The following is an 18,832-nucleotide window of genomic DNA, read 5'->3' as shown; positions in this document are numbered from 1 at the left end:
GGTGTAACTAAAAGAAAATATAGCAGATATGAGACAACTTAAGATACAGAAAAGTATAACAAATCGTAATAGTGAGGCGCTCGACAAGTATCTTGTTGAGATAGGTCGTGCGCCCATGATTTCTATCGATGAGGAAATAGAACTGGCTCAGATTATCCGTAAGGGAGGTAGAGCTGGCGAAAGAGCTAAGAATAGATTGGTAGAAGCCAACCTGCGCTTTGTGGTGTCTGTAGCTAAACAATACCAGCATCAGGGATTGACACTTACCGACTTGATTGATGAAGGCAACATCGGACTTATCAAGGCGGCTGAACGATTTGATGAAACGAGAGGTTTTAAGTTTATATCCTATGCGGTATGGTGGGTTCGTCAGAGTATTTTGCAGGCTATAGCTGAACAGAGTCGTATCGTCAGACTGCCTCTCAACCAGGTAGGTTCACTGAATAAGGTAAATCAGGAAATCAACAAGTTCGAACAGGAGAATCTGCGTAGGCCAAGCGTGCAGGAAATTTCTGATAGAACGGGCGTTGACGAAGACAAGATAGCCCAGAGCATGATGGCGAGTGGTCATCATGTAAGTATTGATGCCCCATTCGGATCTGATGATGACGATAATGCCATGGTTGATGTGATGTCGAGTGGTGATGATAGCCGTACAGACAAAGGCGTTGATCATGAAAGTATGGCTCAGGAATTGAGAGCTGTTCTTGATAAGGTCTTGAAGGAAAGAGAACGCAAAATCCTGTGTGCATGCTATGGCATCGGAGAAACCGAAAAGGGTTTGGAAGAGATTGGCGACAAGATGGGATTGACGCGTGAACGTGTTCGCCAAATACGCGAAAAAAGCATTACAAAGTTGCGTGAATCCGGAAATATAAAAATTCTTGCAAAATATCTAGGTTAAAATTTGGATATTTGCGCAGATATAGTTAACTTTGCAATCGGGTACAGACTGTTCTGTTCCCGATTTTTTATTTGTATGAAGAAATATCTATTATGCCTCTTGTTCTTCACGCTGCTGCCTTGTTGGGCTTGTGCCAGAAGATCGTCACCGAAAGACGCCTATGCTGATTCGGTGATGCATTTGATATTTCAATATGCCCAGACTGTAGATACTACCGGCAGAGCGGCTCATACCTCTTGCGCATATACAAAATTCCAACTTCGTACAAATCGGCGTAATGCCCTGCTCATGCTCGTTCCAACCATGTATGCTGTGGCTCACGGAGGTGGAAGAAAGTTCATCAGCGAGTATTACAACCGGATGAGTCATGATGCTAATGGTCAGTTGATAAACAAGCGCATTTTTGGCATCAGTACCATTCCGCACAGGAGTCGAACGATGGAACAGGCGTTGAGATACATGACTCCAAATGTGTATGAAGAAAATCTCTTTCAGGAGAACATCCTCTCCCCTTTCCATCGGTCCAATCGGATGTATTACAAGTATTCGGTCACTCCTCTCCCCTTTGGCATGGCTCAGGTTTACGCTTATCCAAGAATCAGGAATACGCAGACGGTTCTTACCAGGGCGATTGTTGACAGCAAGACCGGAAAAATCAGTATGGTTGATTTTGAAGGTGAATATGATATGACCCGCTTCTTCATCTCTGTGAAGATGGGAGCGGAAGGCTTTAAGTCGCTGGTTCCAAAAAGATGTGATATGAGAGCAAATTTCCGGTTCCTTGGCAATAAGATTGTTGGAAGATATGTTACGGTATATGATTTGCCCGATTTACAGGCTGATTCGCTCAAGCAATTATCTGATACGGCTATCATGGCAAGAGTGAGACCGGAGGAATTAAACCTGGACGAAGAGAGTCTTTATCAATCTTACTACAAGAACATCAAGGATACTTTAGCTCATAAGGAAAATGATTTTGTAAAAAATGTACTTTGGGATATGGTAGGCGATAATATGCTGAACCGTATTTCTCAAGATTTCGGTAAGGAAAATCAGGGCTATTTCAAGCTGAGTCCTATCTTTAATCCGCTCTATATGGGTTACTCTGAACGCAAGGGATTGGTATATAAGTTCGACCTGAGAACGCAATATGCTTTTGACCACAACTTTCTGCTCAGTTTGCAATTCAAGGGTGGATATAGTATGAGACAGCATCGTTTCTATTTCCGCTTGCCTTTTATCTTTAGATATAACAACCTTCATGAAGGTTATCTCAAGGCAGAAATGGGTAATGGCAACCATATCACAACCAATCGGGTGGCACGGAAGTTTGTTGATATGGATACGCCGACAGATACCATCAGCAATTATGAGTTCAAGAACGATTATCTGAAGATAACCAACCATTGGCGTTTCAACCAGCATCTGGCATTTGAGGTGGGTCTTGTTAACCATAAGCGTCTGGCTGTAAATCCGACGTTTTATACATCCCACGGCTATCCTTCAAGCTATAAGTCGTCCGCCCCAGCCATTGGCATACAATGGTCGCCTAAAGGAAAGCGTGGCCCCATTCTCACTCTGGACTATGAACGTGGAATCAAGGGTCTCTTTGGCTCCAATATCGAATATGAACGGGTAGAAATGGATGCTCAGAGTATTTTCTATTCCTCCCGTCGCCGCTCCTACTCGCTTAGAGTGGGTACGGGCTTCTATACCAAGAAAGGCGATCATTGGGATTTTGTAGACTACACAAATTTCCATGACAATAACATACCTGGAGGCTGGAATGATGACTGGAGCGGAGAGTTCGAACTGCTCAGTTCTCAATGGTATAATGCCAGCGATTATTACGCCCGCACCAATTTTACATACGAAGCTCCGATGCTGGCTGTGGCATGGGTCCCGCTGATAGGAAGATTCATAGAGAAGGAAAGGCTGTACATCAGTTCCCTTGTTGTCCGTCATCTGCATCCTTATTCGGAATTAGGATATGGAGTTACTACCCGACTGATGACTTTGGGTGTCTTCGCAGCATTCCATAATGCCTCATTTGATGGTATCGGTTGTCGCTTCGGTTTCGAACTGTTCAGAAACTGGTAAACTGTTTAAAACTTAAAAATAAGATAAAATTCAAAGCTATATATGAATTCACAATTAACTGTATATAAGGCAAGTGCAGGATCGGGCAAGACCTTCACTCTCGCCAAAGAATACATGACTCTCGTGATAGAGAATCCGATGGTTTATCGCACCATTCTCGCTGTGACCTTTACCAACAAGGCAACAGAAGAGATGAAGATGCGTATATTGAGTCAGCTCTATGGTATTGCGCAGGGACTGGAAGAATCGAATGGCTATCTTGAGCAAATCAAGATTGCCTTGCCCCATCTTTCAGAAGAAATAATAAGAAAGAATGCAGCAGAAGCCCTGAGACTCCTCTTGCATAACTACAATTACTTCCGCGTACAGACCATTGATACTTTTTTTCAGGGGGTATTGCGTAATCTGGCTCGAGAACTGGATCTCACAGCTAATCTACGTATTGGATTGAACGATTATCAGGTAGAACAGCAGGCTGTGGATGAACTGATAGAAAGTTTAACCAGTACTGACCGTCTACTCTTCTGGATCTTGGATTACATTCAGGAAAGTATTGACGATGATAGAAGTTGGAATGTAATAGGCCCCATCAAGAAATTTGGTGAGAATATCTTCAAGGATTATTATAAGGAAAATTCTGATGCTCTGAATCAGTGCATGTCAAAGGAAGGATTCTTCAAGGAATTTACTGCCAAGATGAAAGAAATCAGAAGACAGACAAGAGAAAAACTGCAGGAGATTGCCGCAACTTTCTTTGATAGTCTTGAAGAAGGTGGATATACTGCTGATGATCTGGCTGGAAAAACCAGGGGAATCTGGAGCTATTTCAATAAGTTGAAGAATGGCAAATATGATGAAGATGACTTGATAAATGCCACCTTCCATAAATGTTATGAAAGTCCGGAGGCTTGGGTTAAGAAAAGTGATGTAAAGGAGCAATCGCCTTTGTTTATGTTTGTATCTGATAAGCTTTATCCTATCTTGAAATTCTCGGAAGAGAAAAGACCGGAATGGGTGAAGAGCTACAAGAGCGCTACCCTTACGATGAAGCATCTCAACCAGTTGCGCCTGCTGGGTAGCATCGACCAGAAAGTGAGAGAGCTGAACCAGATAGCCAACCGTTTCCTGTTGAGTGATACTCAGACTCTGCTCCATGCTTTGGTTGAAGACAGCGACTCGCCTTTTATCTTTGAAAAGATAGGAACTCAACTTGATCATGTGATGATAGATGAGTTCCAGGACACTAGTACCATACAATGGCAGAATTTCAAGGTTCTGCTGGAGGAAACCATGAGCAGGGAAAATGCGGGAAATCTCATCGTGGGAGACGTAAAGCAGAGTATCTATAGATGGAGATCGGGTGATTGGCGATTACTCAATAATATCGAGAATGAGTTTGGTGGAACCAAGTCGCTCGAAATGAAAACTCTTGATACCAATTATCGCTCAGACCGCAATATCATCGCCTTCAATAATGCTTTCTTTGTAGAAGCAGCCAAGCAGGAGTGTGAGTTGCTGAAAGGCTCTAACCAGGAACAGGTAAAACAATTGGTAAATGCTTATGCCGATGTTTGTCAGAAAGTACCAGAGAAGAAGGGCAAAAAGGGATATGTAGAAGTGCAGTTGCTTGGAGGAGAAGACATCACGGAAAGCATGATGAAGCAGTCGCTGGAAATAGCAACTGAGCTCACGGCTATGGGTGTTCCAGCTAATAAGATTGCCATTCTGGTGCGCAGCAATAAAGCCATTCAGGATATTGCTGCCTATTTTATGGAGAATTCTGATTTTCTGATGGTCTCAGATGAGGCTTTCCGACTGGATGCTTCCCAAGCTGTTTCTACCCTCATTGTGGCATTGCGCCTCATGGCTTGTCCGGATGATGCCATTGCAAAGGCTACCCTCGCCAAATATGCAATCAAGTATCTGAGGGATCCTCATTTGGTTGAAACATTATTGGAACAGCGTTCTACCTTGCTGGAAAAACCGCTCTTTGAGCTTACGGAGATTCTTTATGCTACCTTGGGGATGGATAAGGTAAAGGATATGAAGAAACAAAGCGCTTATGTCTGTGCCTTCTATGACAGGATGAACGAATATCTTGTAGACAACAGCAGCGATATAGATGCCTTTCTCAAGGAATGGGACAATACCATTCATGAGAAAAGTATTCATTGTGATGGAATTAACGGAATCAGACTTATCACCATCCATAAGAGTAAAGGATTGGAATTTGATTATGTAATCATGCCTTTCTGCGACTGGAAACTGGAAAAAATGAATACTATCTGGTGTGAGCCACAAGAGGAACCATTCAATGAACTGCCCCTCGTACCGATAGACTTCAATGCAAAAGCCATGATGCAATCCATCTATGAGGGGGATTATCATCATGAGCATTTGCAGAATGTAGTGGATAATTTGAACCTGCTATATGTTGCCTTTACCCGTGCCAGCCATAGTCTGTTTGTATTGGGCAAGCGAGGCAATCAGAACAGTCGCGCATACTTGATAGAATCGGTTCTTCAGAATGTAGCCAGGAATTTGGAGAGTACTGGGGTTCCTGTAGAATTATCGGGAATAGGATCTGAGTCTTCTGAAGATATCAACTTCTCTTACGGTGAACTCATCGTAGAAGAAGAAAATCACGAAGAGAAGAAAGAATCGGAGAACGTCTTCATGAAAGATGAGAAACCGACAGATATCGTACTTTGTGCTAATCCGGATTTGCCGGAATTCAAGCAGAGTAATAAGAGTCGCGACTTTGTAGAGGGCGATGAAGCTGAAGAACAGCAGAAGTTCTACATCAAAATGGGTACGGTATTGCATAGCATTTTTTCTACTATCAAGACTTCAGCCGATGTAGAAAGTGCCCTCAAACAATTGGAAATAGATGGTATTCTCTACGATGACAACGTATCCAATGAAAGATTGGAAAAGATGATTAAGCAGCGCCTTGCCTCTCCTCAGGTAAAAGACTGGTTCTCTGACCGCTGGAGAGTATTGAACGAATGCTCTATCGTGAAATATGTGGATGGAAAAGCTGTTAAGTTCCGACCAGACCGAGTGATGAGAGACGAGAATGAAACGATAGTTGTTGACTTCAAGTTTGGTAAACCAAAGGAAGAACATCAGGAACAGGTTCGTGGATATATGAACTTGTTGCGTGAAATGGGATACCAGAATATCACCGGTTATCTTTGGTATGTTTATCCCAACAAGGTTGTTGAAGTAAGATAATAATTTTGACAAAATAAGTTTTTGATACTCAAAACTAGAATAAAAGTAAAGCTATGGTACCATTTCTTAAATCAGTAGCAAGAGATTTGAGAGAGAAATATGGCAGGGATATGAGCGACATCGTTGTCGTCTTCCCTAACAAACGTGCCTCTCTCTTTCTGGATACCTATCTTGCAGAAATTGAACATGAGGCTATATGGTCTCCTTCATATATAACTATCAGTGAATTGTTCCGACAGAACAGTCCACTGAAGGTTGCTGACCCTATCAAGCTGGTATGCGATTTGCATAAATCATTTGTGAAATGTACTGAGATTGATGAAACTCTTGACCATTTTTACGGTTGGGGTCAGATGCTCATTACCGATTTTGACGATATTGATAAAAATATGGCAGATGCGCAACTGGTGTTCTCCAACTTAAAAGATATTCATGAGCTTGATGATATCTCCTATCTGACTGATGATCAGAAAAAGATGATTCAGAGGTTCTTCAGTAATTTTTCGGAAGACCATAATTCGGAATTGAAAAAGCGATTCCTCCAATTATGGAGTCATTTCCTCGATATCTACAACGATTTCAATAGTCGGCTCGCTCAGCAGGGACTTGCCTATGAAGGTGCGCTTTATCGCCAGGTAGTGACTGATGAAAAACTCAAATTTGAACACAAGAAGTATGTTTTCGTCGGCTTTAATATGTTGCAGAAGGTAGAGATGCAATTATGCGACAGGTTGATGAAAGAAGGAAAGGCTGTCTTCTATTGGGATTATGACAAGGCTTATATGGATAACAACCATGAAGCGGGTCATTATATTCGCCAGAATCTGAAGTATTTCCCGAACGAACTTGACGCCGATTCAGACAAAGGCAAGCTGGAAGCAAATGAAAACGGAAACGAGTCTGGTCAATCTGCGGAGAACATATATGATAATTTATCCAGGAAGAAGAAAATCAACTATTTTTCTGCTCCAACAGAGAATGTTCAGGCTAGATTCGTACATACCTGGCTAAAAGAAAATGGATTGTGTAAGAAGACAGGCAATGTGGCAATTGTTCTTGCTGATGAAAGCTTGCTTCCTACCGTTTTACATTCTCTCCCAAAGGAGGTAGAACATGTGAATATAACAATCGGATATCCCCTGCAGCAGACGCCTTTCTACAGTCTGATTCAGCAGCTTATCCAATTGCAGGGCATCGGGCATCCTAAGGCTAGCAATACTTATCGCCTGCATCAGGTTCTTGCCACCCTGCGCCATCCTTATGCCCGTTATATTTCGCAGCTCAACCTACAGGTTATCGAGCAGTTGGAATCAAAGAAGACGTTCTATCCAGATAGAAATTCACTCATCATGAATGAGGATGAAGGACTCGCCATATTGTTCAGAGATATAGATAAGGTTGAGAATCTTGATGAGTATAATATGGGATTGCTAAACTATCTGATAGATATCCTCAAACAGATTGGCTATAACACGAAGCAGCAGAATGTGGACCAGCTTTTCCAGGAGTCTCTTTTCCGTTCTTATACTGTAATCAATCGTCTGAGAGGACTTGTAGAAAGTGGCGATTTAAAGGTTGATACAATAACCTTGGAGCGCTTGATTCTGCAATTGTTCCAGACAACCAGCATCCCATTTCATGGCGAACCAGCTGTAGGTATACAGATTATGGGAGTCTTGGAAACCCGAAATCTCGATTTCGATTATATGCTAGTCTTATCATGTAATGAAGGAAAGTGGCCAAAGGGAGTCAACGATGCTTCGTTTATACCTTATTCTATAAGAAAAGCTTACGGGTTGACGACCATTGACAATAAAGTAGCTATCTCTGCATACTATTTCTATCGCATGATACAGCGTTGCCAACATTTGGCATTCACCTATAATAATGCTACAGAAGAAGGACAGACTGGCGAAATGAGTCGCTTTATGTTGCAGTTGATGATAGAAGGAAAGAATACTGTACACCGTCATTCATTCAAACTCGGTCAGACTCCTTGTCGCGATGAATATAAAGAAGTAGATAAGACAGAAGCAATATGGAAAAAACTGAATGAACATTGGAAAATATCTCCTACTTTCATCAATACTTACATGAGATGCGAAAAGCGTTTCTACTATAGATATATAGAGAAACTGGAAGAGCCAGATCTCATTGATGAAGACGAGATAGACAACCGGATATTCGGAAATATATTCCATCGTGCCGCCCAACTTATCTATTTGCAGTTTGCTCCAAAATCTGCAGTCAAGCTGGATAAGGATGGTAAGGAACAGCTCATCCACCCTATCATCATCACAAAGGCCGATTTTGAGAATGCCATTAAAAACGAAGCCTTGATTTATCGTATAGTAGATCAGGCTTTCCGTGAAGAGCTGTTCAAGGTTAGCAGTAATGGTTATCAGCCAAAGTATAATGGACTGCAACTTATCAACAGAGAGGTGATAGCCAATTATCTGAAGCAGTTATTGGTTATAGATTGTCGTCAGGCACCATTTACTATTATCGGTTTGGAGATACCGATAGAAACAAGGTTTGTCCTGCCTACTTCCTGTGGTGATAAGAATATTACCCTATCAGGATTTATCGACAGGTTGGATTCCGTTGCAGCAAATGGCAAACCAGGATTGGAAAATATGGCAGAGAAGATTCGTGTCATCGACTATAAAACAGGTAGAGCACCCGTTTCTCATCCTGCTGAAATTGCAGAGGTGTTCAATCCGGAGATGCTGCGCAAGCATACTGACTACTATCTGCAGACCATCCTCTATGCCTTGATTGTAAGTCAGTCCACTTCTCTCAATCCAGCTAAGGACCCGGTATCGCCAGGACTTCTTTTTATTCAGAATGCAAGAGCAGAAGATTACGATCCGACGCTGAAACTTGGCAGAGGCAGTTATATAGAGAATGTAGCAGATTATAAGGATGAATTTTGGGAGGGTATCATGAAAATCCTCTCGGATATATTCAATAAAGAATTGCCTTTCCGCCCAACCGCTGATAAAGAAAGATGTGCTGCATGTCCTTATGCTGGTCTTTGTAAGTAAGAATATGGAAAAAGGATACTTTTCGAATAAAAAACGGAGAAAAATTTGTAAGATTCAATTTTTCTCTGTATTTTTGCAGAAAAGAAACCTTCTTCTGAAGAGAAGGACTTGTTGTTACTAAAAAATGAATATATTATGACAGAAAAAGAATGCAATATATTGGTTAGTGAAAACCTGAACTACGTAAAGGCTGTCGCCAATCAGTTCCGTGGTAAGGGAATGGAATTTGATGATTTGGTGAGCGAAGGAACGCTTGCCATGATTACCGCAGCACAGAAGTTTGATGCTTCCCGTGGTACCAGATTTGTTTCGTATGCAGCTCCTTTTATCCGAAAAGCCATGCAGGAGGCTGTTGATAAGCAGTCGGCACTTTATCAGATACCAAAAGATCAGAAGAAGTATGCACCTCGCAATGCCAGCAAGGCTGTGTCTATCGACCAGCCAATAAGCGAGGGAAATCCATACACACTTCTTGATATATTGGTGAATCAGGATGTGAATATGGCTGATGATAATGTAGCTTTCCGGCAAATGCTGAAAGATTTGGATAATTGTGTGGATTTGCTTGATGAGCGTGAAAAAGAAGTGGTTCGCAAGTTCTATGGACTTGGAATTCATCATGAGACATTAGCTGAAATTGCTGATGATATGAGTTTGAAACGAGAACGGGTTCGTCAAATCAGAGACAAGGCCATACGTAAGATTTCTAAAAATGCAAGCAGCAAGGTGCTGAAACATTTCTTGAGAAAATAATGGATACAAAAAACTCCTAGCCTTTCCGGGTTATAACCAGGGGCTAGGAGTTTTCTGTTTCTATTGCTTTGCTTTCTCGTATTTCGCTTTCTGGTTCAATCGATACTGACGAGGAGTAATGCCCATGCGCTTGTAGAAGTTTGCATAGAAACTCTGACGGGTACTGAAACCTGCCATTTCTGCAATGTCTTCTACACTCATTTTGGCATATCGCTTGTCCGTAAGCAAGGACATTGCATCGTTTACACGATAGTCGTTTACAAGTTCAGAATAGTTCTTGTGGAATCTTGTTGCACAAACAGCAGAAATGTAGCGGGAATTTGTTCCCAAATCCTCTGCAAGTCTGCGTGAATTGTATGCAGGATCTTTGTACTTTTGTTCTGAAACCAACATACGCAAGATGTCGTCGTGGAGGCGGTCTTTAGTCTCCTCGCTCAACAAGGTTTGATACCTTGCCATCTTTTCTTTTTTAGGTTGAATGTTATATTTAGCCATATCTGTAATAAATTTGATACAACAAAGTTAGTAAATATATTTTGATTTACCAATTTTTTTTCCATTTTTTTTTAAAAAGAAGAGAAAATTATTGTTTATGTGAAATAAAATGGCTAATTTTGCATTCGTATACATCTTTTTATATAGAAAATGTTACGTAAGTTAATATACAAATAAATGAAATTTAGGATATGAAACAGATATTGTCATTCATAAAAACATACGTTATTCTGGTGATATTGTTCGTGGCGCAGAAGCCTCTTTTTCTTCTTTTGGAAAAGTCTTCTACAGCTCCTCAAACAATAAATATTTGGGACTATATGCCTCAGGTAATCTGGCATGGGTTGTCGCTTGATTTAGGAATGGCAGGTTATCTCTCTGTTATTCCCGGTTTATTGCTTCTGGTGTCTATCTGGATTCGGAAGAAACTGGTTTACCCTATCCTGAATATTTATTTCGGTATTGTCGCCTTCATGGGGGCATTCCTTTTTGTACTGAACTTAGGACTTTATCCGTACTGGAATTTTCCTCTGGACAGTACACCGCTTTTCTATTTCTTCACTTCGCCTAAAGACGCCTTGGCTAGTGTAAGTTTCCTTTACATCATCCTGGCATTTTTAGCAATTCTTATTTCTGCTATAGGTGTATGGTTTATACTTCGTGTTACCATTAAGAAGAAAACTTATCGCAGCAGATATACGAGTTATGGATTCGGTGATTGCCGTGGTGGACGCCGTTCCTCTTATGATAGCGATATAGAGCGTCATCGCCTTCGTTCATCGCTCATTCTGTTAGTGCTCACAGCATTGCTTTTCCTTCCTATCCGTGGTGGAGTTACTGTGTCGACGAATAATACGGGCAAGGCTTATTTTTGTCAGGATGCATTTCTTAATCATGCAGCTGTCAATCCTATGTTCAGCCTGTTTGAGTCGCTTTCGCATCAGGAAGATTTTGCAGCTCAATATCGCTATATGGACAATGCTGAGGCTGACAAGCTGTTTAAGGAGTTGGTCAGTTCCAGTGATGTTAATACCTACCCTCTTCTCAATGAAGAGGCAAGAAAGACGGGAAATCCCGACATTTTGATTGTCATCATGGAGAGTTTTGCCAACGACATCATGCCGTCTATGGGCAAGGTGAAGAATGTAGCAGTTCAGCTCGATTCCATTGCGCAGAAGAGCATTCTCTTTACTCGTTTCTATGCCAACAGCTTCCGAACAGACAGAGGCTTGGTTTCTATTCTGAGTGGTTATCCTGCACAGCCTACAATGAGCATCATGCGCTACCCTGCCAAGACTGCTCAGCTTCCTTCTATAGCCCGTTCTTTAGCTGAGGCTAAGAATTATCAGAATGCTTATTATTATGGTGGTGATGTTGATTTTGCCAACCAGCGTTCTTATCTTGTTTCGCAAGGATATCAGAAGATAATATCTGATGCTGATTTCCCGATTGAAGATAAGTTGAGCAAATGGGGAGTACACGATCATATTGTGGCTGAAAAGTTGCTGGCTGATTTGAAAAAGGAACAGCATGTAAAGCATCCTATGTTGCGCATCTTCCAGACATCCAGCAGTCATGAGCCGTTTGACGTGCCATATAGCCGTTTGAAGGACAAGCGTCTGAATGCTTTTGCCTATACAGACAGCGTGATAGGTCATCTTATGAGAGAATATAGCAAACTTCCTAGATGGAAGAATACATTGGTAGTATTGGTTCCTGATCATGTGGGTGGTTATAAAGAACATCTTGATAATTTTGACAGATCACGTTATCAGATACCGCTTATCCTGACAGGTGGTGCTATTGCCCGCCCTATGAAGGTGGCACTTGTAGGCTCACAGAACGATATTGCAGCAACTCTTCTCGGACAGCTGGGCGTGAAGCATCAGGATTTCCTGTTCAGCAAGAACATGATGAGTGATGCAACGCCTAAGTTTGCCTTCTTTGATGTGCCGGATGCATTTGGTATGGTTTCTGAAGAAAATTCAATCATCTATGACAACAAGACACAGAAGATTGTGTATGATCAAGGTAGAAAAGGATATAATTTAAAGCGCGGACAGGCTTATTTGCAGAAGCTGTATGATGATATAGCCAGCAAAAAATAGAATAAAATCAGTAAGATAAAGAAAGAAAAATGATAGAATTCATTCAACAATTAGAACACATTGATATGCAGATTTTTCTGTTTTTCAATGGCTTTCATAGTGACTTTTGGGATTATTTCATGTTGATTTTTTCCGATCGTTTCGTATGGGTTCCGTTTTATGCAAGCTTTCTCTTTGTCATGGTCAGAAACTTTCCTGTCAAGGTTGTGCTTACCACTCTGATAGTAATAACACTCATCATTGCGCTCTGTGATCAGACAGCCTCAGGTCTGCTGAAGCCTATGATAGGAAGAATGCGCCCGAGCAACCCCGACAATCCGATTTCCCCGATGGTTCATATTGTTCAGGGGTATCGTGGTGGAGCCTATGGATTTCCTTCATCCCATGCAGCCAATGCATGGGGAATGGCTTTTTTTGCGAGGCATCTTGTGCGGAGAAGTAAACTGACTCTGTTTCTCTGTCTTTGGGCGCTGATAACCTGCTACTCCAGAATGTATCTGGGAGTGCATTATTTTGGCGATTTGTTGGTAGGAACAGTCATCGGTTTCATCTATGCAACACTCTGCTATCATGTCTTCCGTCATTTCCTCAGGAAATATACGGATAGCTTCAAGCCAACGAATTACCTGCGCTTTTCCTATGTACCAATCTTGACTGGACTGGTATCTATATGGATTATCATCTGTGCGAGTGGGATACTGATGATGTACGGTATAAACATAAGATAAGTCTATGACTCTGTTTGGGAACGAAAAAATTTATTTATAAACATATAATTAATATAAGGATTATGAAAAAAATGACATTTATGGCCATTGCCATGGGACTGTTTGCATTCACAGCATGCCAGCAGACAAAGAAGGAAGCTCCAGCAGCTGAACCTGTTGTAGAAGTAATCACAGATTCTGCTACTCAGCAGAAGGTTGCCGGTGAATACAAGAGCGCTGATGGTAAGCGTATCATTACTATCAATAGCGACTTTACCGTAAAGACAACCGGTCTTGACAAGGACTTTTTCAAGTGGGAGTTCATGGTTAAGCCTGAGAATTCTACAGTCAATATCAATCTTGTCCGCAAAGGTTTGGATGCAGAGGTTAAGGATCAGGCTGTTATTGATGCTGAAGAGGGATCTCTTTTGTTGAAGAATGAGACTTTCCGTAAGGCAGCTGAGACCAAGTAAAGCGATAGATTCACCTTACAGAATGATATAAAAAGCAAAGCACCTCCACTTCACAGTGGGGGTGCTTCTATTTAAAGGTATTAGCTTTCTTTAAGGTAAAAAGATTGTATTCAGGATAACGGTTGCAAAGGTAGCTATTTTACACGAGAAAAACAAATATTTTTATATGTTTAAGAACATGTTTTAGAATATTCCATGCTGATATTATAAATAATGTTTAGATAATTTCCGTACTTGCAATTAAATTTGTATCTTTGCACCAAAAATAACAATATAATAAATAAGATATATGGCAATTAATGAGGAAAAGAAGCTTGAAGAGAAGAAAAGTCTTTCTTTCGTCGAGCAATTAGTTGAGGAAGATCTCAAGGAAGGTAAGAATGGTGGAAGAATACAAACCCGTTTCCCGCCAGAACCAAATGGCTATCTTCATATTGGTCATGCCAAGGCCATCTGTATGGACTTTGGTGTTGCTGAGAAATATAATGGAGTATGTAATCTCCGTTTCGATGACACCAATCCTAGTAAGGAGAACAATGAATATGTAGAAAATATTCTTCAGGATATTCAGTGGCTTGGCTTTAAGTGGGGTAATATATATTATGCTTCCGATTACTTTGAGAAGCTGTGGGAGTTTGCTGTCTGGATGATCAAGAAAGGTCATGCTTATATCGACGAGCAGACTGCTGAGCAGATTGCTGAGCAGAAGGGTACTCCTACTACTCCTGGTACTGCCAGTCCTTACCGTGACCGTCCTATCGAAGAGAGCCTTGCTCTTTTTGAGAAGATGAATACACCTGAGGCTGAGGAAGGAAGTATGGTGCTGCGTGCCAAGCTCGATATGGCTAACCCTAACATGCACTTCCGTGACCCTATCATGTATCGTATCATTCATACTCCTCATCATCGCACTGGCACTAAGTGGAATGCTTATCCTATGTACGATTTTGCTCATGGACAGAGTGACTACTTTGAGGGTGTTACCCACTCTATCTGTACTTTGGAGTTTGTTCCTCACCGTCCTCTCTACGATAAGTTTGTAGACTTCTTGAAGGAAAAGGATGGCACAGACAATGTTTTGAATGATAACCGTCCACGCCAGATTGAGTTCAACAGATTGAACCTTACCTATACAGTGATGAGTAAGCGTAAGCTTCATACATTGGTGGATGAGCATCTGGTAAACGGTTGGGATGACCCTCGTATGCCTACACTTTGCGGAATGCGCCGTCGTGGTTATTCTCCTGAGAGCATCCGCATGTTCATCGACAGTATCGGTTATACCAAGTTTGACGCCCTTAATGATATGGCTCTCCTGGAGGCTTCTGTACGTGAGGACTTGAACAAGAAAGCTTGTCGTGTAAGTGCTGTGCTTGACCCGGTTAAGCTTGTCATCACCAACTATCCTGAGGGTGAGAGCGAGGAGATGGAGGCTATCAATAATCCTGAGAATGAGGCTGATGGCTCACATACCATTACTTTCTCAAAGAATCTCTGGATTGAGCGTGCTGACTTTATGGAAGATGCTCCAAAGAAGTTCTTCCGTATGACTCCTGGTAAGGAAGTTCGTTTGAAGAACGCTTACATCGTGAAGTGTACAGGCTGTACCAAGGATGAGAATGGCGTTATCACTGAGATTCAGGCTGAGTACGATCCTATCAGCAAGAGCGGTATGGAAGGTGCTAACCGCAAGGTGAAGGGTACACTCCATTGGGTATCTGCTGATCATTGCGTAAAGGCTGAGGTTCGTGAATATGACCGACTCTTTGCCATCGAGAATCCTTCTGCTGATGAGCGCGACTTCCGTGAGCTGCTCAATCCGGAAAGTTTCCACGATTACAAGAACTGCTATGTTGAGGAGTATGCTGCCGGCAAGAAGCCAGGTGAATATCTCCAGTTCCAGCGCATCGGTTACTTTATGGCTGATCTTGACAGCACAGCAGAAAAACCTGTATTCAATAAGACTGTTGGCTTAAAGGATACTTGGGCTAAGCAGAATAAATAATTTCTTGGGAGTTGGGAGTTAGAAGTTTTTATGGTATGGAAATACTGTAATACTTCTTAACTCCTAACCCATATATAAGCACTAGATTATATTAGGATAATGAATACAGCAGATCTTTTTCTTTGGATTCTAGATAATTTGAGCTATTGGGTGGTTGCACTGTTCATGGCTATCGAAAGTTCGTTCATACCTTTTCCTTCTGAGGTTGTTGTTCCGCCAGCAGCGTGGAAGGCGATGGATCCAAACAGTGGAATGTCTTTCCTTCTGGTCATTGTTTTTGCAACTGTCGGTGCAGACCTCGGTGCGTTGATTAATTACTGTTTGGCAAAATGGGTGGGTCGCCCTATCATCTATCGTTTTGCAGATAGTCGCCTGGGACACATGTGTCTGATAGACCGTAAGAAGGTTGAAGTGGCAGAAGAGTATTTCCGCAAGCATGGTGCAGCCTCTACCATTTTTGGACGTTTAGTGCCAGCAGTCCGTCAGCTTATCAGTATTCCTGCTGGTCTGGCAGGTATGCATGTAGGCAAATTCCTGCTCTATACCACAATAGGTGCAGGTGTATGGAATACGGTTCTGGCTACCATCGGATGGGGTATTTATAAGTATACAGACTATAAGACCACACAGGATGTTTATCAGCAGGCCTTGAAATACAGCCATGAGTTGGGCTATATCATCCTGGGCTTGGCGGTGATAGTAGTAGCTTTCCTTGTCTATAAAGGAATGAAGAAAAAATAATTTTAAATATACTGAAACGAAGAAGCGGGAGCGCCATATATCCATGACGCCCCCGCTTTTTTATGATTTAAAGCTTGCAACAAGCTTCTTACCTGGTATATTGATTGTCTTGCCCGTTTTAAATCGGTCGAATCCTTCACCGTACACACCAATTACGGCACTTTGACTGACGAATGCTGCAGGGTCTATTTCATCGATGAGACGGAATATTTTCTGCGATTCACGCTGTCGGGCCAACACAAAGAGCATGTGTACATCCTTGCCACTATAGCATCCATGACCATCCATGATAGTACATCCTCTATCGGCTGCAGTATTGATGGCTGCACTCAGTTCCAGATATTTATCTGAAATGATGAAGAACTGTACCGAGCGGCGAAGTGTGTTGACAATATGGTCTACACAAATCGATACCACAAAAAGACAGACATAGCCATAGATGACCTGTTCCCAAGATTGAAGAACAAAATAAGAACTGGTAATGATGCAGAGGTCGCAAACCATGATAGCATGCCCCAATGAAATGTTCCAGTACTTGTTGATCATGGCGGCTACCGTATCACTGCCTCCCGTAGAACCATTGGCAGAAAGACCAAGTCCGGCACTGCTTCCCATGAAGAATGCACCGATAACCGTTGCCATGAAGGGTTGATCGTGCAGTAGAGGAGTCATTCCCACGGTCTGGGTCTCAATAATGCGCGAGGTAATGGCAAAGATTGCCACTCCATAAATGGTTTTAAGGCAGAATTTATAGCCTAAGATACGAAAGGCAATAATCAGCAGGAAAACGTTGAGTGCGAAGTAGGATACAGATACTGGAATGCCGAATCCCCAGCACAGGATGGAAGCGATACCTCCTACTCCACCCATCGTAATATGGTTTGGAAGCAGGAAAATGTTAAGGCCGATACTTCCCTCAATCATTGCAAATGCAATAATCATGTAATCACGGATTTCGTGAATTTTACTTTTTCTAGTCATATATAATTATGTATATTTTTATTTCGGGTGCAAAGTTACTGCTTTTTAGAGACAACACAAAATAAAAAAAACAAAAAATCGATAAAAAGCATGGCTATATCAATATATTTTTATAATTTTGCAGAAGGTAGCTATCAGTCGCTATCAATAGAACATATACTAGTAATTAGAAAAATCATTCTTGTCTATGGCAGTTATTTCAGAAAACATCAGTCAATGGCCATGTCTTAGTGATGGTCTTCACTACAGTTGGTTGGTCGATTATGCGGCTTTCAGTGCCTTTGGTACCTTTGAACTTTCGCCAGAGGAATGGGAGAAGCGTGAACTTATAGTCAATTTTAAAGGAAACTCTGAGTTGACGACAGAAATAGATCATCAGCAAGCTTTAAAAAAGGCTATTGATATGGTTGTATCCTTTCTTAAAGATGTTTTGGGCAATGAAAGTTCATCCATTACGCTTGTCTGTATTCCTGCCTCATTGAAAAAGCACACAGAGCGTCGCTTCCGTAGCTTCAGTGAACAGGTTTGCGCACAGACCGGACTTCAGAATGCTTACGATGCCTTTAGCTATACGACAGAGAAAGATGAAGATGGCGATGAAACAGATACGCTTCATATTGACGAGTCTTTCTTTAAAGGGAAGAAGGTTTTGCTGTTTGATGACATGATAGCCACAGGTGGTTCCATTTCCCGATTTGCAGAAAAGCTCAAGGCAATGGGTGCTTCCGTGATAGGCGCATTGGCTTTAGGTAAAAAGATTTCTGATGGTTATGATCAGGCAAAATAAAAACAGATTAGCAGCATCCCTTATGCCGGGATGCTGCTTGTCTATTGGATTTTCCCCTTATGCTGCCATGATACCCAGGGCGTATGGTACCTAAAAGGTTATTCAGTATTCAGTTATTCAGTTTTTTTCGCGATAGTTACCCTTTTTGTAGTTATAAATTGTAAGTAATTATTTTATATTATATATATATATTTATATATATATATAATATACTATCTATACAGAGAATGGTAACCACAGCGAAAAAAACTGAATAACTGAATACTGAATACGTTCCAGAAAAACGGGTATTACTTTGTAATATGCTGATTTATATGGCAAAACATAGTTTTCTATACCGCAAAACATAGAGATGCGCCCCACAAAACATAGAGTTTGATTTCTTTAACTAAGTTTCAAATCGTAAGTTGTTGAAAATCGCTCCTTATCACATGCAAAAATTTGGTAGATACAGAAAATCTTTATATCTTTGCACCGGAATTGCGCAAAGCAAG

13 protein-coding genes are annotated in these 18,832 nt (G+C 41.5%); 11 read left to right on the top strand and 2 right to left on the bottom strand.

Going from position 1 to position 18,832, the window contains the following annotated elements:
- Positions 1-28 precede the first annotated feature (28 nt).
- From F7D73_RS15470 to F7D73_RS15450, 5 genes are all read left to right on the top strand, one after another.
- Positions 29-904 (top strand): sigma-70 family RNA polymerase sigma factor, encoded by an 876-nt coding sequence (locus F7D73_RS15470; RefSeq protein ID WP_153126164.1) that lies wholly within the window; start codon positions 29-31, stop codon positions 902-904.
- Between the two features lie 75 nt (positions 905-979).
- On the top strand, positions 980-3,004 hold the full coding sequence (locus F7D73_RS15465; RefSeq protein WP_153126163.1) for a DUF5686 family protein: 2,025 nt from the start codon (positions 980-982) through the stop codon (positions 3,002-3,004).
- A gap of 42 nt (positions 3,005-3,046) precedes the next feature.
- Entirely contained in the window at positions 3,047-6,241 is a 3,195-nt protein-coding gene (locus F7D73_RS15460; RefSeq protein WP_153126161.1) for a UvrD-helicase domain-containing protein, read from the top strand.
- Positions 6,242-6,294: 53 nt separating this feature from the next.
- Positions 6,295-9,288 (top strand): PD-(D/E)XK nuclease family protein, encoded by a 2,994-nt coding sequence (locus F7D73_RS15455; protein ID WP_153126159.1) that lies wholly within the window; start codon positions 6,295-6,297, stop codon positions 9,286-9,288.
- A gap of 135 nt (positions 9,289-9,423) precedes the next feature.
- Entirely contained in the window at positions 9,424-10,041 is a 618-nt protein-coding gene (locus tag F7D73_RS15450) for a sigma-70 family RNA polymerase sigma factor (RefSeq protein ID WP_153126157.1), read from the top strand.
- 60 nt (positions 10,042-10,101) lie between these two features.
- Here F7D73_RS15450 and F7D73_RS15445 read toward each other — a convergent pair whose 3' ends face one another.
- Positions 10,102-10,536 (bottom strand): helix-turn-helix domain-containing protein, encoded by a 435-nt coding sequence (locus tag F7D73_RS15445; RefSeq protein ID WP_153126155.1) that lies wholly within the window; start codon positions 10,534-10,536, stop codon positions 10,102-10,104.
- A gap of 191 nt (positions 10,537-10,727) precedes the next feature.
- Between F7D73_RS15445 and F7D73_RS15440 the strand changes: the two genes are divergently transcribed.
- From F7D73_RS15440 to F7D73_RS15420, 5 genes are all read left to right on the top strand, one after another.
- The gene (locus F7D73_RS15440) at positions 10,728-12,644 is read left to right on the top strand and encodes an LTA synthase family protein (RefSeq protein WP_153126152.1); all 1,917 of its coding nucleotides are present in this window, start codon (positions 10,728-10,730) and stop codon (positions 12,642-12,644) included.
- 29 nt (positions 12,645-12,673) lie between these two features.
- Positions 12,674-13,372, top strand: a complete 699-nt coding sequence (locus tag F7D73_RS15435) for a phosphatase PAP2 family protein (protein WP_153126150.1) — start codon at positions 12,674-12,676, stop codon at positions 13,370-13,372.
- 62 nt (positions 13,373-13,434) lie between these two features.
- On the top strand, positions 13,435-13,824 hold the full coding sequence (locus tag F7D73_RS15430; protein WP_153126149.1) for a hypothetical protein: 390 nt from the start codon (positions 13,435-13,437) through the stop codon (positions 13,822-13,824).
- A 289-nt stretch (positions 13,825-14,113) separates the two neighbouring features.
- Positions 14,114-15,829: a glutamine--tRNA ligase/YqeY domain fusion protein gene (locus F7D73_RS15425; protein WP_153126146.1), complete on the top strand. Its 1,716-nt coding sequence runs from the start codon at positions 14,114-14,116 to the stop codon at positions 15,827-15,829.
- A gap of 99 nt (positions 15,830-15,928) precedes the next feature.
- The gene (locus F7D73_RS15420) at positions 15,929-16,570 is read left to right on the top strand and encodes a DedA family protein (RefSeq protein ID WP_153126145.1); all 642 of its coding nucleotides are present in this window, start codon (positions 15,929-15,931) and stop codon (positions 16,568-16,570) included.
- 60 nt (positions 16,571-16,630) lie between these two features.
- On the opposite strand, the gene F7D73_RS15415 is transcribed toward F7D73_RS15420, so the two are convergent.
- A complete protein-coding gene (locus F7D73_RS15415) occupies positions 16,631-17,551 on the bottom strand; it encodes a YitT family protein (protein WP_153126143.1) in 921 nt (306 codons plus the stop codon).
- A gap of 187 nt (positions 17,552-17,738) precedes the next feature.
- On the opposite strand from F7D73_RS15415, the gene F7D73_RS15410 reads away from it, so the two are divergent.
- Entirely contained in the window at positions 17,739-18,338 is a 600-nt protein-coding gene (locus F7D73_RS15410; RefSeq protein ID WP_153126141.1) for a phosphoribosyltransferase family protein, read from the top strand.
- Positions 18,339-18,832: the final 494 nt, after the last annotated feature.

This window comes from Segatella copri, from assembly GCF_009494395.1.
Lineage (GTDB): Bacteria > Bacteroidota > Bacteroidia > Bacteroidales > Bacteroidaceae > Prevotella.
Note: the sequence above shows the minus strand (reverse complement) of the source record. Positions and strands in the feature narration are given on the sequence as shown.